This window comes from Agromyces fucosus, from assembly GCF_004134865.1.
In the GTDB taxonomy this organism is placed as follows: domain Bacteria; phylum Actinomycetota; class Actinomycetes; order Actinomycetales; family Microbacteriaceae; genus Agromyces; species Agromyces fucosus.
In genome coordinates this window covers 294,753-314,027 of the sequence record NZ_SDPO01000003.1, presented here as the reverse complement: position 1 = coordinate 314,027, position 19,275 = coordinate 294,753, and the positions used below count along the sequence as shown (strand labels likewise).

General features: G+C 71.4%; 16 protein-coding genes. 8 read left to right on the top strand and 8 right to left on the bottom strand.

Features of this window, described 5'->3' with window-relative positions:
• Positions 1 to 4: 4 nt before the first annotated feature.
• The 4 genes from ESP57_RS13000 to ESP57_RS18855 form a co-directional block, all read right to left on the bottom strand.
• Positions 5 to 3,217: a DUF1349 domain-containing protein gene (locus tag ESP57_RS13000; RefSeq protein ID WP_165877469.1), complete on the bottom strand. Its 3,213-nt coding sequence runs from the start codon at positions 3,215 to 3,217 to the stop codon at positions 5 to 7.
• A 316-nt stretch (positions 3,218 to 3,533) separates the two neighbouring features.
• Positions 3,534 to 4,412: a DUF3592 domain-containing protein gene (locus ESP57_RS12995; protein WP_129231879.1), complete on the bottom strand. Its 879-nt coding sequence runs from the start codon at positions 4,410 to 4,412 to the stop codon at positions 3,534 to 3,536.
• 131 nt (positions 4,413 to 4,543) lie between these two features.
• Positions 4,544 to 6,958, bottom strand: a complete 2,415-nt coding sequence (locus ESP57_RS12990; RefSeq protein WP_129231878.1) for a DEAD/DEAH box helicase — start codon at positions 6,956 to 6,958, stop codon at positions 4,544 to 4,546.
• Between the two features lie 246 nt (positions 6,959 to 7,204).
• Positions 7,205 to 7,912, bottom strand: coding sequence for a hypothetical protein (locus ESP57_RS18855; RefSeq protein WP_129231877.1), 708 nt, complete (start codon positions 7,910 to 7,912; stop codon positions 7,205 to 7,207).
• Between the two features lie 163 nt (positions 7,913 to 8,075).
• On the opposite strand from ESP57_RS18855, the gene ESP57_RS12980 reads away from it, so the two are divergent.
• From ESP57_RS12980 to ESP57_RS12955, 6 genes are all read left to right on the top strand, one after another.
• Entirely contained in the window at positions 8,076 to 8,591 is a 516-nt protein-coding gene (locus ESP57_RS12980; RefSeq protein ID WP_129231876.1) for a GNAT family N-acetyltransferase, read from the top strand.
• Positions 8,592 to 8,622: 31 nt separating this feature from the next.
• Positions 8,623 to 9,639, top strand: coding sequence for an alpha/beta hydrolase (locus tag ESP57_RS12975; RefSeq protein WP_165877468.1), 1,017 nt, complete (start codon positions 8,623 to 8,625; stop codon positions 9,637 to 9,639).
• A gap of 111 nt (positions 9,640 to 9,750) precedes the next feature.
• Positions 9,751 to 10,854 (top strand): YihY/virulence factor BrkB family protein, encoded by a 1,104-nt coding sequence (locus ESP57_RS12970; protein ID WP_129231874.1) that lies wholly within the window; start codon positions 9,751 to 9,753, stop codon positions 10,852 to 10,854.
• Positions 10,855 to 10,936: 82 nt separating this feature from the next.
• Positions 10,937 to 12,256, top strand: a complete 1,320-nt coding sequence (locus ESP57_RS12965; RefSeq protein ID WP_115960534.1) for a sensor histidine kinase — start codon at positions 10,937 to 10,939, stop codon at positions 12,254 to 12,256.
• Positions 12,253 to 12,924 carry a response regulator gene (locus tag ESP57_RS12960; protein WP_056011831.1) on the top strand — a complete coding sequence of 224 codons (672 nt, stop codon included), beginning with the start codon at positions 12,253 to 12,255 and terminating at the stop codon, positions 12,922 to 12,924. Before ESP57_RS12965 ends, ESP57_RS12960 begins: the two co-directional genes overlap by 4 nt.
• A 107-nt stretch (positions 12,925 to 13,031) precedes the next feature.
• Positions 13,032 to 14,441 (top strand): acyltransferase family protein, encoded by a 1,410-nt coding sequence (locus tag ESP57_RS12955; RefSeq protein ID WP_165877467.1) that lies wholly within the window; start codon positions 13,032 to 13,034, stop codon positions 14,439 to 14,441.
• Here the strand turns inward: ESP57_RS12955 and ESP57_RS12950 are convergent.
• A complete protein-coding gene (locus ESP57_RS12950; RefSeq protein WP_129231872.1) occupies positions 14,381 to 15,178 on the bottom strand; it encodes an ABC transporter permease in 798 nt (265 codons plus the stop codon). The genes ESP57_RS12955 and ESP57_RS12950 overlap by 61 nt on opposite strands.
• Entirely contained in the window at positions 15,175 to 15,945 is a 771-nt protein-coding gene (locus ESP57_RS12945; RefSeq protein WP_129231871.1) for an ABC transporter ATP-binding protein, read from the bottom strand. Before ESP57_RS12945 ends, ESP57_RS12950 begins: the two co-directional genes overlap by 4 nt.
• 80 nt (positions 15,946 to 16,025) lie before the next feature.
• Between ESP57_RS12945 and ESP57_RS12940 the strand changes: the two genes are divergently transcribed.
• A complete protein-coding gene (locus tag ESP57_RS12940; RefSeq protein WP_129231870.1) occupies positions 16,026 to 16,577 on the top strand; it encodes a helix-turn-helix domain-containing protein in 552 nt (183 codons plus the stop codon).
• Between the two features lie 62 nt (positions 16,578 to 16,639).
• Here the strand turns inward: ESP57_RS12940 and ESP57_RS12935 are convergent, their stop codons facing one another.
• Together ESP57_RS12935 and ESP57_RS12930 are read right to left on the bottom strand one after the other, a co-directional pair.
• On the bottom strand, positions 16,640 to 17,209 hold the full coding sequence (locus tag ESP57_RS12935; protein ID WP_129231869.1) for a hypothetical protein: 570 nt from the start codon (positions 17,207 to 17,209) through the stop codon (positions 16,640 to 16,642).
• 9 nt (positions 17,210 to 17,218) lie between these two features.
• Positions 17,219 to 17,626, bottom strand: a complete 408-nt coding sequence (locus ESP57_RS12930; RefSeq protein WP_056011852.1) for a DUF4383 domain-containing protein — start codon at positions 17,624 to 17,626, stop codon at positions 17,219 to 17,221.
• Between the two features lie 232 nt (positions 17,627 to 17,858).
• On the opposite strand from ESP57_RS12930, the gene ESP57_RS12925 reads away from it, so the two are divergent.
• Entirely contained in the window at positions 17,859 to 19,274 is a 1,416-nt protein-coding gene (locus ESP57_RS12925) for a MinD/ParA family ATP-binding protein (RefSeq protein ID WP_243648523.1), read from the top strand.
• The last annotated feature ends 1 nt before the right edge of the window (position 19,275 follow it).

The window sequence follows — 19,275 nt, the reverse complement described above, 5'->3', positions numbered from 1 at the left end:
ACCGCTAGCCGCAGCTGTTCGCCGCATACTCGGCGGCCACCGTCGCCGTCACCGGCTGACCGTCGATGGTCGCCTGCGCAGTCACGTCGACCTCACCGGCCGGGATGCCCGCCTGGCGCGTCGTGAACGTGTGGACGGCGTTCTTGCCGGGAGCCACCGCCGCGAACGACTTCTGACCGAACTCCGACGCGAACGCGATCGAGACCGGCACCGCCTCCGCGTTCGTGGCCCGCACCGACACGACGACCTTGCCGCCGATGCACTTCGTCGCCGCCGTCACGGCGACATCGAGAGCGGGCGCGACCGGAGGCCGGGTCGAGACGACGACGCCGGGCTTGAGCGAGACGACGGTCCACCGATAGGTCTGGCTGTCGCCGTTCGGGGCGAACGTGCGCGCCTCGAGCAGGTTGGCACCGGCCGCGAGCGGGAGCTCGATGGCGCCGCTGCCGTACTCGACCGGGCGACCGTTGACGGCGAGCACCACGTCGGTGTCGTCATCGACGGGTGTCAGCGTCGTCGAGACGCTGTCGAGGCTCGCCGGCACGACCGTCAGCCAGGATCGCGGCGCCACGGGTGCTCCGAAGTCGACGCCCTGCCATGCCGGGTCCTCGAGTGCGGCAGCGAGCCGCATCTCGACGGGCGGCGGCACGGAGTCGAAGAACGGCACCGCGGTTCCGTCGACCTTCAGCCCGCTCATGACGAAGGCGGCGGGAGTGCTGCCGGAGGCGAACGGTCCGTCGGCCATGACGCCGACTCGCGGCGTCGCGGCACCGACGGCCGCGTTCGTGATCGTGCCGATGGTCGTGAAGTCGACGCCGTTCGTCGAGTAGCTGCCCGTGAACGCATTGCCGTTGCGCGCGATCTTGATCCAGATGTCGGCCGCGGCGGGCGCGTTGATGCGGGTGTTCTCATTGGGCGACCCGCCGGCTTCGGTCACGAGCGCGAGCCACGGGGTCCCGTTGTTGTGCTTGCGATGGAGGGCCACGTAGTTCTCGTCGTCGACGTAGTAGATCAGACCGGCCTCTTCGTAGAACGACTTCGTCGCGCCGGCCATCTTCACGACGACCTCGTTCGGGGAGACCCCGCTCGCGTCGCGCAGCAGGATGCCGTTGGAGGAGTTCTGCGTCGCCCAGAGGGTGCCGCCGCCTGAGAGCAGCCGAATCGAGTCGGGTGCCACCGCCGACCAGCGTGAGGCGTCCTCGCGGATCCAGCTGAGCCCTGCGGCGAGCGGCACCGTGGGCACCTGCGTCATCGAGTCGGCGTTCACGGCGAACGGGTCGTTGCCGGTGACCTCGGATGCCGCGGTGTTGGTCGAGACCCGCACGTTGAAGCCGGGCGCGTAGGTGTTGTCGCTGAACTCGAAGCGGTGGCTGCCGTTCATCGAGAACAGCGCGGTGCGCGAGGACTTCGCCGGGTCGGGGGTGGTCGTGGGCCCGAACCATCCGACCGCGTTGTTCGTGAACGTCAGGTCGGAGACCGACTTCGCGTTCAGCAGCTGGGTCCCGGGCAGGAGGTTGAACCGGTTGTCGTCGATCAGCACGTTGCGGTGCACCGTGCGATCGGGCTCGGTCGCTCCGTTCGTGGGGTCGAAGTAGATCACCGGGGCGCTCGTCGTGGGCCGGTCGAAGATGTTCTCGCGAATCACGAGGTCTTCGACACCGCCCGACTCGTACCAGTTGGCCGCGTCGCCCGAGATGTAGATGCTCGCCATGCCGACCTGGTCGAACAGGTTGCGCTCGATGACGACCGGCTTGGGCGTCGTGACGAGGATGCCGCGCGTCGGAACCGACGCGAACGTGTTGCCCGCGATGCGCACCTCGGGCGTGTAGGTCAGGCTCTCGGCGGCGTGCGTGTCGACCTGGATGCCCTGGGGCGCCCGATCGAGCGTGACCGTCATCTGCGTGAGGCTCGTGTCGTGGTCGTATCCCGACGGGCCGGTGACACCGGTCACCGTGAAGTTCTCGCCCGCGACGGGGAGCATCGTGCCCCGGGTGACGAAGCGCAGCGAGTCACCCGGGTAGAACTGCGGGAAGCCCGCGCTCTGGTGGTGCATGTACTGCAGGGTGACCTTCTTGTTCGCGACGTCGACGCCCTTGACCTGCATGTAGGTGCCGTGGATGTTGATCGGGTCGTCGTGCGGGTTGTCGAAGAGGGTGTTGAGGATCTGCACCTTGCCGCCCACACCCGACATCTGCAGGTAGTCGGCGAAGCCCGAGGTCTGCCGCCACGTGCCGTCCTCGGTCTTGAACCGCACGCCGTCGAGCGTGATGTTGTGCGACATCTGCCCGACCATGCCGAACCCGTGCAGGTACCCGAACTCGAGATCGACGAGGTCGGTGTTCGCGGCCTCGAACGCGAAGACGCCGGGGGTGTCTCGGTAGGTCGGTCGGAGCTCGTAGACCTCGCCGCGGCCGCCCGGGTCGGTGCTGCCGGAGTAGGTTACGCGGAGCCGGTTGTCACCGAGTTCCGAGACGCCGGTCGAGTTCGTCCACACGGGAATCGAGGTGCGGTACGTCTGGCCGGTCGCGAGGTGACGCCGCTGGTTGTGGCCCTGCGTCGCCGAGCCGGGTTCGTACCGCCAGTACGGCTGACCCGTCACCGGACTCGCTTCGCCGAGGAAGGCCGCCTTGCCGTTCGCGATCTCGTAGCGGGTTCCGGGCGGCACCTGGATGTCGCGGTACGGCACGCCGTTCGCGACGCCCGTGTCGAGCACCGTCAGGTCGACCGTGTTCGGGGCGACCCAGTCGGTGCTGAATCCCGTGAAGGTGACGTCCTCGGTACGGATCGCCGCGAACTGCGTCTGCAGGCCGTGGAAGTTGAACTTCGAGCCCTCGCCGTCGACGATGACGTCGGACATGTCCTCGATCAGGATGCCGATGTTCTTCACCCGGGGGCCGGCGTCCGCGCCGGTCGTGTTCGAGACGTACAGTTCGCGCTTCTCGGTCTGCTCGGGATAGATGTCGTAGGTGCCGTAGGGGAACCGGATCGTGACCGGCGTGCCGAGCGCCTTCGCGTGCTCCACGGCGTCGGCGATCGCGCCGGCCGAGTCGCTCTCGCCCGTCGGGTCGGCGCCGAAGTCCGTCACGTCGATGATCGTGCGCCCGGCGGCGTGCACGGCCATGACCGTCGTGTCGGCCGCAGCCGGGCTCGAGGAACCGTAGCCGACGGTCGCGGGGGTGACGGGAACGTCTGCTGCGTGAGCGGCACTCGGCAGCACGAGCGTTGACGAAGCGAGGGCCGCGATTGTCGCAAAGGTCAGGACAACGGCCCGTGGGCGAGAGGGGAACGACGACGATGTCGGTTGCATGAGTGTTGACGCTACTGGGGAAACGAGGGTTCGGCAAGCACCAATGTGACCGTGCGCATGCCTGCAATCTCAGGCATCTACGATCTTGCTCGGTTCTCCTGGCAAGAGGCCGCCGAGTGGAACCGCTCTCATGGAGCTGAAGAAATCTCTCACGAGACATCCGATCTTCTCCGACAGATGACGAGCTGCGGCCCATCACGCGCGAGCCGTCCGCCGGACGCCGCGATCAGTCGACGGCGCCGACCCACTCCGACGGGTCGGGATCCCGATCGAACGCGAGGAAGACCGCGTCGTCGTCGCCCGGTCGCGCCGGGTCGTACAGCACCTCGACGCTGAAGCCTCCGGCGAGCACGTCGCGCCGACGTATCGAACGACTGAGCCGATGCCCGACACCGGCGTGGTCCGTGTATCGAACGTCGACCGTCGCGCCGATGACCGAGCGCTGGCCGACATCGTTCGTCGCGGTGCGGGCGGTCGTCCCGACGATCGTGCCCGGCACCCGTCGGCCTTCACGCAGGAGGCGAGTGCGGAGCCTCCGCTGCTCGAGCAGTCGCCGGTTGTGCACGGCGACGACCACGATGCCGCCGGCGACGGCGAGGATGAGGAGCACCGGGAGCCAGAGGTCGGCGGTGTACGCCACCCACGAGCCCGCATCCCACGGCACGTCGTGGTGGAACACCGGGTCGACCCGGGTGCCCACGCGCAACGGTTCGAGCCAACCCGTGGCGTCGATCGCGACCACGGCGACGACGATCGCCGACAGCGCCGGCACGAGCACGACCGGCGTCCGCTCGCCGCCGCGGTAGGCGTCGAGCGACCAGGATGCCGCCGCCGCCGACCCGAGCAGGCCGAACGTGCCCAGGATCCACAGGATGGCCGTCGTCGCGGGCCCCCAGAACGTCGGCTCCGACTCGCGTTCGTCGAAGACACTGTCGATGATCGAGTGGCGGATGTCTTCGACGGTCGCGCCGATCATGATGCCGAGCGCGACCGCGCAGCCCATCGCCACGACGACGGCCACGACGATCAGGGCGAGCACGGCGGGCCGCCCTTCGAGCCGTCGCCGGCGCTCGCGCCGCGCGACGACCGGATCCGCGATGGTCATGCGCCCTCCCCGTCGGTCCCGTGCTGGGGCGCCAGCATACCGGCACGCCGCGGGCTCGACCATGGCAGCCGGGGACGACGAAGGCCCGCGTCCACCGGACACGGGCCTTCGGTCGATCAGTTCGCCGCGAGTCAGCCGGCGAATTCCTCATCGGCTGCGACCGATACGGTCTCGACGATCTCGATGGTCTCCTCGACCTCGATGATCTCGACGACGTCATCGAGCTCGACGACGTCGACTGCGTCGGCAGCCGCGTCGAGCGATTCGATGGCCACGGCAGCGGCCGTGCCGCGCTCGAGCTCGCCCGCGAAGTCGTCGCCGAGCCGCATGTCGACGAAGTCGACGTCGATCTCCGCCCGGTCGAGCAGCTCGACCATGCGACGCTGGCGGTTGCGCGGGATGAGCGTGACGACCTGGCCCGTCTTGCCCGCACGGCCGGTGCGGCCGGAACGGTGCAGGTAGGTCTTGTACTCGTCGGGCGCGTCGGCCTGGATCACGAGGTCGATGTCATCGACGTGGATGCCGCGTGCCGCGACATCCGTCGCGACGAGCACGTTGACCCGGCCGCTCGTGAGCTGCTGCAGGTTGCGGGTACGACGCGACTGGTTGAGGTCGCCGTGCAGGGCGACGGCACGGATGCCGTAGTCCTCGAGGTGCCCCGTGAGGTCTTCGGCGAACGCGCGGGTGCGGGAGAAGACGAGCGTCTTGCCCTCGCGGTTCGCGAGCTCTGCGACGATGTCGCGCTTCTCGTGGTTGCCGATGACGAACACGCGGTGCTCGATCGTCGAGGAGGCCTGGTCTTCACCGGCGACCTCGTGCACAGCCGGGTCGACGAGGAACTCGTCGACGAGCGCGGCGACGCCCTTGTCGAGGGTGGCCGAGAAGAGGAGCTTCTGGCCGCCGTTCGCGGTGTGGCGGATGATGCGCTGCACGGGCTCGAGGAAGCCGAGGTCGCACATGTGGTCGGCCTCGTCGAGCACCGTGATGACGACCTCGGAGAGGTCGAGTCGGCGCTGCTCGATGAGGTCCTCGATGCGGCCGGGGGTGCCGATCACGATGTCGACGCCGCGCTGGAGCGCACCGACCTGACGCTGCTGGGGCACGCCGCCGTAGATCTGCGTGGTGAAGAGGCCGACGCTCTGCGCGATGGGCTGCACCGTGCGGTCGATCTGGAGGGCGAGCTCGCGGGTCGGGGCGAGAATCAGGGCGCGGGGCTTGCGGCCCATCTGGCGCTTGCCGCCGGCCTTGCCGGACTCGGCCCAGAGCTTCATGAGGCGCTCGACGGTCGGGGCGCCGAAGGCGATCGTCTTGCCCGATCCGGTCTTGCCGCGGCCGAGCACGTCGCGACCCTCGAGCACGACCGGGATCGTCGCAGCCTGGATCGGGAACGGCGACTCGGCGCCGAGCTGCCGGAGCGCGGCGACGACGTTGCCGCCGAGGCCGAGGTCGGCGAAGCTCACGCCGTCGGCGTCGGTCGCCTGGATGGCCTGGGCCTCGAGGCGCTCGAGCACGACGTCGTCGGTCTTCGCGTGACGGTTGCCCTGGTCCTTGGCCGGGTAGAAGCTCGAGTCGCGGCGACCCGAGGACTCCTTGAAGCCGGGGCGGTCGAAGTCACGGCGCGGAGCGCGGTCGTCGCGATCGTAGGACCGGGTGGGACGGTCGGGGCGATCGAACGAGCGAGCCGGACGGTCATTGCGATCGTTCCGGTCGAACGAACGGGCCGGACGGTCGTTCCGGTCGTTCCGGTCGTACGAGCGAGTCGGACGGTCGTTGCGGTCGTTGCGGTCGAACGAGCGGGGAGCACGGTCATCGCGATCGAACGAACGAGCCGGGCGGTCGTTCCGGTCGTTCGAGCGAGGGGCGCGGTCGTCGCGATCGAACGAACGCGCGGGGCGGTCGTTCCGGTCGAACGAGCGGGCCGGACGGTCGTTCCGGTCGAACGAACGAGCCGGACGGTCGTTGCGGTCGTTCGTGCGCGGTGCACGATCGTCACGGTCGTACGAACGCGCAGGACGGTCGTTCCGGTCGAACGAACGAGCCGGACGGTCGTTGCGGTCGTTGCGGTCGAACGACCTGGGCGCACGGTCGTTGCGGTCGTTCGTGCGGGGCGCACGGTCGTCACGGTCGTACGACCGCGCGGGACGGTCGTTGCGGTCGTTCCGGTCGAAGGAACGGGCCGGGCGGTCGTTGCGATCGAACGAACGCGGCGCGCGATCGTTGCGGTCGTTCGTACGGGGTGCACGGTCGTCACGGTCGTACGAACGCGCGGGACGGTCGTTGCGATCGAACGAGCGAGGAGCCCGCTCGTCGCGGCCGTCACGCTCGGAACGGTGCGGGGCGCGGCCGGTGGAGACGCGCTCGTCGCGCGACCAGCGCTCCTTTCGGGGCGCGTCGGCCTCGGGGCGGTAGCCGCGGTGGCCTTCGCTGCGCGAGCCGGGCTTGGACGATCCGGCGCGTGCCGGGCCGCCCTTCGAGCCGCCCTTCGCGTACGAGGGATCGAAGTTCTTGGCGGGCCTGCCGCCTTGGGGCTTCTTGTTCTTGGGCATGGTGACTTCCTGGGTTGTACTCATGTACATGGCAGCGCCACTGCAGGCGCAGCACACTGAGAACCCGGAGCATCGTCGACCGGGGCCGTTCACATACGGTGACTATCCGAGGCCTGTGCCTCGAAACCGGCCCTTTGGACTCACAAACCCATCCGCGCACAGCGCGGTGTCCAGAACCGACTCGGCAACGATACCGGAATCGTCTGGGAAAGTCCCGCACGGGACATCCGCGCTGCCGTCGGCGGCTCAGCCCTCGGGAGCCGGCGCCACCTCATCGGTGGCGCCCGAGAGCACCCACGCGCCGCCCTGGCACTCGTAGAAGGTCACGGTCTCGGTGTCGATGAACACGTCGCCGTCGGTCGTGCACGTCTCGGGAGCCGGTTCGCCGACGCCCAGCACGACCTGCGTTCCGGGTTGGCCGGGAGCACCGCTCGCGCCGGGCGCTCCGGTGGCACCGGGCTTGCCCGCCGCGCCGGTCTCGCCCGTCGCACCGGTGGCGCCGGTCGCGCCCGTGAGGTGCTCGGCCGCCGAGGTGCGGATGTTGCCGACGAGCGACCACTCGCCGTCGGAGAAGAGGTAGACGTCGGCCGTGGCGATGTCGATGTAGACGTCGCCCTCGTAGCCCTTGCCCGACTCGGGAACCCCAGAACCGGCGCGCACCGCGGATCCCGCGGGGAGGATCTCGGCGAGCGCCTCCTCGTAGGCGGCCTCGTCGACCTCGGCCGTGGTCGGCGGCGGGGTGGCGGCCGCCTCGTCGGCATCCGACGACCGGGCCAGCGTGGCCCCGAGGAACGACGCCACGAAGGAGAGGAGCACGACCGCGACACCGACCCAGAGCAGCATCGCGCGGCTCGCTCCCGCCGGCTTCGCGGGCGCACCCGCGGTGGTCGACGACTGAGGCGATGCTCCCGTCGGTTCGGATGGCGCGTTCTGCGGGTTCCGGTCGTCGGTCATGGCGTGCACCCCTCACGTCTCGCGCTCCGGTCGACCCGTGACGGCACGGTGCGGAGCCGCGTCGCGCTCATCGTAGCGAGGCCGTTCCGCGATCCGTCGCGGCACGCGGAACTCCCGCCGACTCCGAAATCGCGACGAAACACCCGCGACGTATGCTCGCCGGATGCCGCAGCACCCCGCTCCAGTGACCGTCAGCATCGAACCGCCCCGCCAGCCCGAGGTCGAACGCCTCCTCGACGGCAGCACCGCCTTCGCCGAGAGCCTGTACCCGCCCGAGAGCAACTTCCTGCTCGACATCGCAACCCTCGAACGCCCCGAGGTCTCCCTCTACGTCGCGCGCGACGGCGGGCGCGCGGTCGGCATCGCCGCACTCGTCGCCGATGCGTCGGCCGCGCGCGGCGAGCTGAAGCGCATGTTCGTCGACTCCGATGCGCGCGGTCGCGGCGTCGCGGCCGCACTCCTGGAACGCATCGAAGCGGATGCCTCGGCGCGCGGGCTCATCGAGATCGTGCTCGAGACCGGTGACCTGCACGACGCCGCACAGGCGCTCTACACGCGCCACGGCTACCGCGAGATCCCGCAGTTCGGCCAGTACGTCGGCGAGGCGCACTCGGTGTGCTTCGCGAAGCCCCTCGCCGCCGAGGAGCAAGCGTTTCCACCTGCACAGAACGTGAGGTAGCATCACTCCACCCCTGAACCCGGAGCCCGGTGTGAACTCGACCCGACGCACAGGCGGCTCCGGCACTCGCGCCCGGCGAGTGGTGTGGGCCGTCGCGGCCGCTGCAGCCGCCATCGCGAGCGTGAGCGCGCTCTCGGGCTTCCATGTGCCGCTCCGCGAGATCGACCCCCGGGGCGCCGACGCGGCGAGCGAGGTCGCGACCGCTGAGCTCATCGGCATCCGCACCTTCACGGCGCCGGCCGACATCGCGGTCGAGGCCGACGTCGAGTACGGGGTGCGCGAAGACGGCACGCTGCTCACCCTCGACGTGTGCACGCCCGCCGGTGCGGTGCTCACCGACGAGCCGCTGCCCGCGGTGGTCTCGGTGCACGGCGGCAGCTGGGCGCGCGGCGACAAGGGCAACGCCGACTGGCGGGGCGTCTGCCTCTGGCTCGCGAGCGAGGGGTTCGTCGCGGCATCCGTCAATTACCGGCTCGTGCCCGACGCCGTCTTCCCCGCCGCTATCGACGATGTCGCGCTCGCGGTGGAATGGCTCCGCGACCCCGAGCAGTCCGAGCGCTTCGGCATCGACCCCGCTCGCATCGGCGCCTTCGGCGGTTCGGCGGGCGGCAGCCTGGCCGCACTGCTCGGCACCACCGGCGAAGGGCCGCTCGACGAGGGATCCCGGGTCGCGGCGGTCGCCGAGCTCTCGGGCCCCGTCGGGCTCGGGGCTGCGGACCTCGTGTCCGACGGGGCATCCGACTGGCTGCAGCGCATCGTGGGCGAGTACCTCGACTGCGAGCCGGGCGCGAGCGACGAAGAGTGCCCTCAGGCGGCGGATGCCTCGGCCGCGAGCTTCGCCGACCCGAGCGACCCGCCCTTCTTCATCGGGCACGCCGAGGCGGAGGTCGTGCCGCTCGGGCAGTCGGAGCGGCTCGCCACCGCCCTCACCGCGGCAGGCGTCTCGGCCGAGCTCGCCGTCGTGCCGGGCTCCGATCATTCGATCGGCATCCTCGATGCGGCGATGCGCGCGCGCGTCGCCGCGTTCCTCCACGCGCACCTGGGCTGACCGCCCGGCCGGCGCGCGTCCCGCGTATGAGGTGATCGGCCTGAGTTCGGCAACCCCCTGTGCCGACGTCGCCGGCACCCGTAGGCTCGGGGCGTCTGCACGGGAGGCATCATGCCCGAACACGGTCCATCCGACCACGATCCAGCCGTCCACGATCCAGCCGTCCACGACCCGTCCGGCTCGGCCGATGACGACTCGCCGGCGCAACTTTCGCGCGCCGACTGGCGCATCATCGGCACCCGCACGGTGCACGAGTACCGCATCAACCAGGTGCACGACATCGCGGCGGCGCTGACGTTCTACGTGCTGCTCACCATCTTCCCCGCGCTGCTCGCCGTGCTCGCGCTGCTCGGCATCTTCGGCAGCGCCGAGGCGGTCGTGGCCGATGCGCTGCGGGTGCTGGAGGAGCTCGGCGGGGCATCCGTCGTCGAGGTCCTGCGCGAGCCGCTCGACCAGCTGCTGAACGCGTCCCACGCGGGGCTCGCCTTCGGGAGCGGCCTGGTCGCCACCCTCTGGGCCGCCTCGGGCTTCGTCGGCACCTTCGGCCGCGGCATGAACCGCATCTACCGGGTCGAGGAGGGGCGCCCCTTCTGGGAGATGCGTCCCGCGATGCTCGCCGTGTCCGCGGTGCTCGTCGTGCTCGGGGCCATCGCCGCCGCCGGGCTCGTCATGACCGGGCCCGTGGCCGAGGCCGCAGCCCGCGTGCTCGGCCTCGACGAGGGCGTCGTCTTCTGGTGGGACCTCGCCAAGGTGCCCGTGCTCGCGGCCATCGGCGTGCTCGTCCTGGCGGTGCTCTACTGGGCCGCACCGAACGTGCGGCGTCGGCACTTGCGCTGGTTCAGCATCGGCGCGGTGGCCGCGCTGCTCGCCTGGATCGCGACGACCGCGCTGTTCGCCCTCTACGTCTTCGGCGTCGGCAACTACGAGCGCGTGTACGGCGTGCTCGGCGGGGTCGTCGCCTTCATGCTGTGGGTGTGGTTGTCGAACCTCGCGATGCTCTTCGGCGCCGTGCTCGACACCGAGGTCGAACGGGCTCGCCAGCTGCGCGCCGGCATTCCCGCCGAGGAGCAGGTGCGTCTTCCGCTGCGCGACGACCGCGTGATCACGGTGAACCGCACCCAGCGCCTGCGCGATGTGCACGCCTCCGCCGGCATGCGCCCCGACACCCCGGTCGACGGCGTGACCCCGCCCGCCGGGCTCCGCCCGCACGGCTGAGCGGCACAGTACCCGCGTACGCCCCCGAATCGTCCTCGGGAGGGATGCAGCGCAGCACACGGCGTGATTGGCTACTGGCATCATGGCGCAGACCCATCACCCTGAGCAGAGCCCGGCGGATGCCGCGGCGCAGGCCCGTCCCGCGCAGCAGGCCCCGCCCCCGCCGCGCCCGCCTGCGGCGCCGCTTCCGCCCGTGCCGTCGATCCCCGCCGCGCCCGCGCGCCTCGCGCGCATCACGGCCGACGAACGGCAGTTCAGGGCCTGGATGCTCGTGTCGACCTCGCTCCTCGCCATCATCCTCTTCGCCATCTCGGTGCCGCTCGCGGCCACCATCTACGACATCAACCTGCTCGCCGCGTTCGGCACGTGCCTCGCGCTCGCGATCGCGCTGCCGCTCGCGGTGCGGTGGCCGTGGGTCGCCGCGAGCGTCTCCGCTGCGGGCCTGCTCGCCTTCGCACTGCTCACCATGAACTCCGAGGGGTGGCCGTGGCCGTGGCCGGTCACCTCGATCGTGAGCCAGGGCGTGCTGCTCATCGTGCTCGGCCTCATGTGGGAGTGGCGCCTTGGCCTCATCGCGTGGGCGATGGGGGTCGTCGTGACGCTGCCGTTCGCCTTCGTCGACACCGGGGCTGCGGCCAGCATGATCACGGGCGCCGCCGTCACGGCACTCGCCTGCGCGATCGCGGTGCTGCTCGCCCAGCGCCGCGTGATCGGCGTCGAGCTCTTCCGTGAACGCGCGCATTCCGCCTCCGAGCAGCAGCGCCGCGTGCTCGTCGAGGAGCGCAACCGCATCGCCCGCGAACTGCACGACGTCGTCGCGCACGGACTCTCGATCATCCACGTGCAGGCGACGAGTGCGCCGTACCGGGTCGAGGGGCTGAGCGACGCCGCCAAGACCGAGTTCTCCGAGATCGCGGCCTCCGCCCGCTCGGCGATGACCGAGATGCGACAGCTGCTCGGAGTGCTCCGCAGCGCCGACACCGCGGCGGAGACCGCCCCGCAGCCCGGGCTCGCCCAACTGCCCGAGCTCGCGGCATCCGTCGAACGCGCCGGCGTGCCGGTGACGCTGACGGTCGACGCCTCCCTGCACGACGGCGGACTCGCCGCCACCGCGGCCTACCGCATCGTGCAGGAGGCGCTCAGCAACGTCGTCCGCCACGCGCCCGGCGCGACCACGTTCGTCTCGGTCGAGGTGCTCGCCGACGACCTCGTCGTGTGCATCGAGAACGAGGCGGCGACGGCTGACCCGGCCACCGACGCGAAGGGCGGCGGCCACGGCCTCGTCGGCATCGGCGAGCGCGCGGCACTGCTCGGCGGGCGCGCCGAGTTCGGCGAACGGCCGGACGGCGGCTACCGTGTTCTCGCGACCCTTCCGCTTGGGTCGGACGGAGGCGCGGTGTGACGATCTCGGTGCTCATCGCCGACGACCAGGCGATGGTGCGAGCCGGTTTCGCGGCGGTGCTGGCCGCCCAGGACGGCATCGAGGTCGTCGGGCAGGCGGCCGACGGCGACCAAGCCGTGGCGATGGCGCACGAGCTGCGACCTGACGTCGTCGTGATGGACGTGCGCATGCCCGGCCGCAACGGCCTCGAGGCGACCCGCGACCTGCAGACCCCGCCGCGCTCGAGCGACTACGTGCCCCGCGTGCTCATGCTGACGACGTTCGACATCGACGACTACGTCTACGAGGCGCTGCGAGCCGGGGCGAGCGGATTCCTCCTGAAGGACGCGACGCCCGAGGAGCTCGTCGCCGCGGTGCGCATCGTCGCCGGGGGCGACGCGCTGCTCGCGCCGAGCGTGACGCGCCGCCTCATCGAGGACTTCGCCCGGTCGGCGCCGCCGCCGCGCATCGACGCCACCCGCCTCTCCGAGCTCACCGAGCGCGAGCGCGAGGTGCTGACGCTCGTCGGCCGGGGGTTCTCGAACACCGAGATCGCCGCGGCCCTCTTCATCGCCGAGCAGACGGTGAAGACCCACGTGTCGAAGATCCTCTCGAAGCTCGGCCTCCGCGATCGCGTGCACGCCGTCGTACTGGCGTACGACACCGGTCTCGTGCAACCGGGATCCTGACCGTACGCCGGTACCGGTCGGAACCGCTCCTGCGGGTGATGAGCACGGCGACGCCGCCTTCCTAACCTGCCTTCGAGGGCGGAGGAGCCGCCCGGATGGAGGCGGCAATGACCGACGTACTCGCACCCTCGACCGGGGCCGGTCGCGTCCATCCGGCGACGCGCGCCGAGACATCCGCTCGTCGTTCGACGCCGGTCACCCGCGACTCGAGCGTCGACGCGATCCGGGTCGCGCTGCTCGTCGTGGTGTTCGCGCTGCACGCGATGATGGTCGGCGTGAGCGTCGGGCCAGACGGCCCGGTGCTCGAGAACGCCCTCGAGGGCCGGCCGTGGTTCGCCGCCGTGAGCTGGGTCGTGCAGATCATGCCCTTGTTCTTCATCGCGGGCGGGTTCTCGAGCTTCCACCACTGGCGTTCGATGCGGAGCCGCGGGGCGAGCGGGGCGGACTACGTGCGAGCGCGGGTCGAGCGCCTCGTGCGCCCGGCCGTCGTGCTCGTCGCCGTGGTCGCCGCCGCCCTCGTGGCACTCTCGCTCGCCGGGCTGCCGCCCGAGATGGTCGCGACGGCGGGCTTCCGCATCGGGCAGCCGCTGTGGTTCCTCGGCGTGTACCTCGCGACCTCGGCGCTCGTGCCGCTCATGGTGCGCGCCCACGAGCGCGCGCGGGTGCTGACACCGGTCGCGCTGCTCGCGGGCGTCGTCGCGGTCGACATGCTGCGCTTCTCGACCGGGCTCGACGGCATCGGCTTCCTGAACCTCCTGCTCGTGTGGCTGCTCGTGCAGCAGCTCGGATTCCACCTCGCCGACGGGGCGCTCGACCGTCTCTCCCCCGCGGCCCTGTGGTCGATCGCCGCCGGCGCGCTCGCGCTGCTCGTCGCGCTCACCGCCGCGACGCCGTACTCGGCCGACATGTACGAGAACCTCAACCCGCCGACCGTATGCCTCGTCGTGCTCGGCGTCGCACAGCTCGCCCTCTTCCAGCTGGCGCGCCCGCGCATCAGGGCCTGGGTCGACCGAGCGGATGCCTCGCGGCCGATCTCGGCCGTCGGCGAGCGCGCGATGACCGTCTACCTGTGGCACATGCCGGTGCTCGTGGGACTCGCGGGGGCACTGCTCGTCGCGAACGCCGCATTCGGGCTGCCGCTGCCCGCGCCGATGAGCGCCGACTGGTGGGCGACGCGTCCGCTCTGGCTGAGCGCGGCGGCGGTCGTCGTCGTGTGCGTCACGCTCGTGTTCGCCCGGTTCGAGCGAGCGCGGAACGCAGCGCCCCGACCCGCCGCGACGAGTCGTCGTGCGGCTGCCCTCGATGCCGTCTGCGGCGTGGCCGGCGTCGCCGTTGTGCTCGTCAGCGGGTTCGGGCCGGTGCAGGCCGGCATCGCGCTCGCGCTGCTGACGATCGCACTGCACGGCAGCGAGAACATCGGCCCGGTGCTCGCGAGGGCGACCACGGCGCTGCGGGTTCAGCGCAGGTCGCGGCGCAACGGGATCGCGATGGCGAGCCAGGCCGCCACGACCGCGTAGCCGAGCAGCACGAGGGCTCCGACGAGCGGCGACGTCGTCGACGCGGCCGCCATGGGCAGTTGCTCCGCGATCGCGTCGCCCAGGAAGGTGAAGTCGGTGAGAGCCGCGGTCGCGCCGCCGGGGAGGAACGGGTGGATCACGTTGACCCCGGGGATGATCATGAGCACGTGCTCGAGGAAGTAGAAGTACCCGAGCACGATGCCGACCGCGAGCAGTTGGTGGCGGGCGAGCGCGCCGATCGCGACGCCGAGCACCATGTACACGGCCGCCGCGAGGGCGATCCGCGCGAGCAGCGCGACGAGGTCGGCGAGCGGCACCCCGAGTTCGACCCCCTGCACCGCGGCCCCCGCCGCGACGGCCAGGCCGGCGAAGAGGGAGGACACCACGCCGTACCCGACGCCGAGACCCCCGAACACGATGAGCTTCGCGGCGAGCACCCGCCCGCGGCGCGGCGCAGCGAGGAACGTCGTGCCGATCGTGCGGTGCCGGTACTCGCCGGTGACGGCGATCGTGCCGATGAGCGCGGGCACGAAGAGCAGGAGCCCGCTCATCCCGACGACGATGCCGACGCCCTCGGCGGCGCCCAGTCCGGGAAGCGGCGGCGTCGCGTTCTCGGGGCCGATGAGCGAGAGGAGCCCGGTCAGGCCGCCTCCGCAGAGCGCGGCGGTCACGAGCGACCAGAGCGGAAGACGGGTGGCGAAGAGCTTGGCGACCTCGCCGCGGAGCAGGCGGGTCATGCGCGGATCCCTTCGGTGGCGTTGGGGGTGGCGGTGGCGGTCGGGACTGGCGACGACTCGACTCCCGAGGTGAGTTCGAGGAACGCCTCCTCGAGGCTCGTGCCGCGCGCGGTGAACGCGTCGAGCGGCCCCGACCAGGTCGTGCGACCGCGATCGATCAGCACGAGGTCGTCGATGCCGTGCTGCAGTTCGGTGAGCACGTGGCTCGAGATCAGCACGGTGCCGCCCTTCGCCGCGAACTCCCGGAGGAAAGTGCGCAGCCAGACGATGCCCGCCGGGTCGAGTCCGTTCGACGGCTCGTCGAGCACGAGCGCCGCGGGGTCGCCGAGCAGCGCCGTCGCGAGGGAGAGTCGCTGCCGCATGCCCGTCGAGAAGCCGCCGACACGGCGGTCGAGGTACTCCGACATGCCGGTGAGCTCGGCCACCGCTTCGACGCGTCCGGCATCATGCCCGCCGAGTGCGCAGTAGGCGCGCAGGTGGCCGCGGGCGGTCATCGCCGGATGCGCGCCGGCGAGGTCGAGCACGGCCCCGACGGTGCCCGTCGGGTCAGGCAGCTCGGCGTACCGACGGCCGCCGATGAGCGCGGTGCCCGAATCGGAGCGCGCGAGTCCGAGCAGGATGCGAAGCGTCGTCGACTTGCCCGCGCCGTTCGGGCCGAGGAAGCCGGTGACGCGGCCGGGCGCCGCGACGAACGTGACGTCGCGCACCGCCTCGACGTCGCCGATGCGCTTCGCGAGTCCGGAGACTTCGATCTGGGCGGTGATCATGGAGCGGATCCCTTCGGTGGCATACTCGTTCGAGAGCAATGAGAATGTTCTCACCGTGAGAATAATCATCCGGAGGACCGATGCGCAACCCGTCGCCCATCGCCGACGTCGTCATGCACCCCGTCCGGCTACGGATCATCCAGCAGGTGGGCACGCAGGAGGTCACCACGGCGAGCCTGCGCAGCGCCCTGCCCGATGTCGCTCAGGCGACCCTCTACCGGCACATCGCCGCGCTCGTCGACGCCGACGTGCTCACCGTCGTCGAGGAGCGACGCGTTCGCGGCGCGGTCGAGCGCACCTTCGCCCTCGGCGAGCGCATGGCGCACGTCGATCACGACGAACTGCTCGAGATGGGGTCGCGCGAGCTGCAGCAGGCGTTCCTGACCTTCCTCGCCCACCTCGGCGAGAGCTTCGACCGGGCCAGCGCGGCCGAGGATCCGCGGTTCCGCGACTTCCTCGGATTCGGCGAGACGACCCTGCACGTGACGACGGCCGACCTCGCCGTCATCCAGGCGGGGCTCGGCGAGCTGCTCGCGCCCTACCTGACCGCCGAGCGTGAGGTCGACGGCCGCCGTGCCGTCACGCTCGCGACGGCGCTCATCCCGACCGACGGCGCCGCGCCGCGCGACTGACCGATCGACCGTTGCGCGGTGGAGCGACGGCTCGGCCGGCTCGCGGGCACGCCCGCGTGGGGTCAGTGATCGTGGCCGGCGGGCGCGCCCGGCAGAGGCGCATCGGTGCCGACGTCGTGCGTGCCGTGCGGCACGGCCGACTCGCCGGCCTCGGTCGCCGCGAGCGCCGGCGTCGCGAGGGCCGCGACGAGCGCGGCACCGGCGACCAGGCCGAGGAGACGAGCAGTGTCGGATGCCGCGGCATCACGGTCGCCGCGGGGATGCGCTCCCGCACGGGCGAGGCGGGAGCGTGCACGCAGTTCGAGGCCAGCGGAGAGCGCCACGACCACGATGAACACGGATGCCGCGGCGAGCGGGCCCGGCGCGACATCCGTCATCGCGGCGGCACCCGTCGAGACCGCCGCCGCCATCCCCACGAGGGCGACGGCGGTCACGACGAGCGTCGTCGACGGGGCGATCACGCGCCCCGCCCGAAGCGCCAGCCCGCCCCAGCCGAGCGCGGCGACGCCGGCCGCGGCGAGGGCGGGCAGCATCGCTCCCCCTGCACCGGCGGCGAGCGCGAGCAGCACGAGCCCGGCGCCGAGGGCGGCGAGCATCGGCCAACTGCGCAGCGCCGCCGCCAGTGCGTGCATGGCCGGCCCCTACGCCGTCGCCACGCGTCCGGAGCGCTCGAACCCGAGCGCGACCCCCAGCAGCACGATCGCGCTCGCGAGGTGCAGGAAATGGTCGGCCGTGTTCAGCGCGAGGATGTTCGCCGCCGTGCCCGCGAGGAAGAACCCCACGATGCCGAGCAGCAGGTAGGCGGCGCCGACCGTCGCGTTGACAGCCTTCGCCGCGGTTGCCGAGACGATGCCGCCGATGAGCAGCGCGGCTCCGATCAGCAGGTGGGCCACGTTGTGGAACGGGTTGACCGCGAAGACGCCGAGGAGCAGCCCTCCTTCGGTCGCGAAGAACCCGACCCCGCCGGTGACGGCGAATCCGAGCAGTCCGACGAGCACGTAGACCGCGCCGAAGACGGTCGCGACGATGCGGTTCGGGGAGTTTCGCATGAGGTTCCTCCTTCTCAGTGGCGCGGCATCTGCCGTGCTGGAAGGGGATTCGGAACGGCTCGGGGAGCGGATTGGTCCAGGTTCCGTCGATGGACGGGACCATAGACTGATCCGCGGGGGAACGGCCGGCGACGCGGAGCGCTCGCGTCCGGCAGGCTGCATCCGGGCGGTTGCAGCCGGTGCACCCGGCCCGATCTCCCATGACCGACGCACGGCTTTTTGGGGGAATCAGTTGTCCACTTCGATCAACACGCATGACGGCGTCACGGTCTTCCTGACCTCGGCCACCGAGGCCGACGTGCACGCTGACGGGGCGGTGCTCGGCATCCAGGCCGCCGACGGCGACGCGCTGCGCGACCGCGTCGTGGCGTTCGTGCAGGAGCGAGCGCAGCGCCTCGGAGTACCGGCCACCGCCGCGCTCATCGACGACTCCTCCCACTGGACCCTGACCGTCGAACCCGACGGCCGGGTCACCGAGGCGCCGACCGGGCTCGTGACCGACAGCTTCGAGCCGCGCCCGACCTCGACCGCGCCGATCCCGACGGTGTCGGCCGCACCGGTCGCCCCGGCGGTGCCCGCCCAGCCCGTCGCACAGCCGGTCGCTGCTCAGGCGGTGCCAGCCCCGCCGATCGTCCCGGCCTCCGAGGTGGCACCTCCGCCGGTCGCGGCCGCCCCGGCTGTCCCGGCGACACCACCCGCCGAACCCAGGCCGCACCGCCCGACCGTCGAGGACCTGCTCTCGAGCCGGCCCCGGCAGCGCCCACTGAAGGCGACCACCGGCTGGCAGGGCCGGGTGCGCCGCATGAGCGGCGGCCTCATCTCGCCGAAGCCGAGCGCGACCGAGCAGACCCGTCACGACCAGACGAACCGCGTGCAGAAGCGGCTCGACGGCCCCCGCACGATCGTGGTGCTGAACCCCAAGGGCGGCGCGCACAAGACCACGAGCACCCTGCTGCTCGCAGCGACCTTCGGACGGCTCCGCGGCGGCTCGACCCTCGCGTGGGACAACAACGAGACGCGCGGCACCCTCGGCTGGCGCGCGCAGCACACCCCGCATCACCGCACCGCCGTCGACCTCCTGAACGATCTCGAGCGGTTCGAGAATCCGAGCGTCGCGAGCCTCAGCCAGCTCGACGACTACGTGCGCACGCAGGTCGACGCCCGCTTCGACGTGCTCGCCTCCGACGAGGATGCCGCCGCGACATCCACCATCGACGACGCCGCGTTCGACCGGCTGCACCGCACGCTCTCGCGGTACTACCGCCTGCTGATCGTCGACACCGGCAACAACATGCGCGCCTCCAACTGGGTCGCAGCGGTCGCCGCGGCCGACCAGCTCGTGATCGTCTCGACCGTGCGCGAGGACACCGCGGCGAGCGCCGCCTGGCTCCTCGACGGCCTCGCCGAGAAGGGCTTCGGCGACAAGGTCGACCGGGCCGTCACCATCCTGACCTCGCCATCGGACAAGCCCGACCGCGAGCTCGAGCAGCGCCTCACCGACCACTTCGGCGCGCTCACCGCCGCGGTCACGACGATCCCCTACGACGCCGCGCTCGTCGACGGCGGCACGATCGATTTCGACGCACTCTCGGCCGAGACCCACGACGCGTGGCTCACCGCCGCCGCCGTGGTCGCCGACCAGCTCTGAA

Coding starts and splice junctions, on each gene's coding strand:
- ESP57_RS12995 (WP_129231879.1), bottom strand. CDS start 4,412: ATGACCATCGCGGATCCGGTCGTCGCGCGGCGCGAGCGCCGGCGACGG.
- ESP57_RS12990 (WP_129231878.1), bottom strand. CDS start 6,958: ATGCCCAAGAACAAGAAGCCCCAAGGCGGCAGGCCCGCCAAGAACTTC.
- ESP57_RS18855 (WP_129231877.1), bottom strand. CDS start 7,912: ATGACCGACGACCGGAACCCGCAGAACGCGCCATCCGAACCGACGGGA.
- ESP57_RS12980 (WP_129231876.1), top strand. CDS start 8,076: ATGCCGCAGCACCCCGCTCCAGTGACCGTCAGCATCGAACCGCCCCGC.
- ESP57_RS12970 (WP_129231874.1), top strand. CDS start 9,751: ATGCCCGAACACGGTCCATCCGACCACGATCCAGCCGTCCACGATCCA.
- ESP57_RS12965 (WP_115960534.1), top strand. CDS start 10,937: ATGGCGCAGACCCATCACCCTGAGCAGAGCCCGGCGGATGCCGCGGCG.
- ESP57_RS12955 (WP_165877467.1), top strand. CDS start 13,032: ATGACCGACGTACTCGCACCCTCGACCGGGGCCGGTCGCGTCCATCCG.
- ESP57_RS12950 (WP_129231872.1), bottom strand. CDS start 15,178: ATGACCCGCCTGCTCCGCGGCGAGGTCGCCAAGCTCTTCGCCACCCGT.
- ESP57_RS12945 (WP_129231871.1), bottom strand. CDS start 15,945: ATGATCACCGCCCAGATCGAAGTCTCCGGACTCGCGAAGCGCATCGGC.
- ESP57_RS12940 (WP_129231870.1), top strand. CDS start 16,026: ATGCGCAACCCGTCGCCCATCGCCGACGTCGTCATGCACCCCGTCCGG.
- ESP57_RS12935 (WP_129231869.1), bottom strand. CDS start 17,209: ATGCACGCACTGGCGGCGGCGCTGCGCAGTTGGCCGATGCTCGCCGCC.
- ESP57_RS12930 (WP_056011852.1), bottom strand. CDS start 17,626: ATGCGAAACTCCCCGAACCGCATCGTCGCGACCGTCTTCGGCGCGGTC.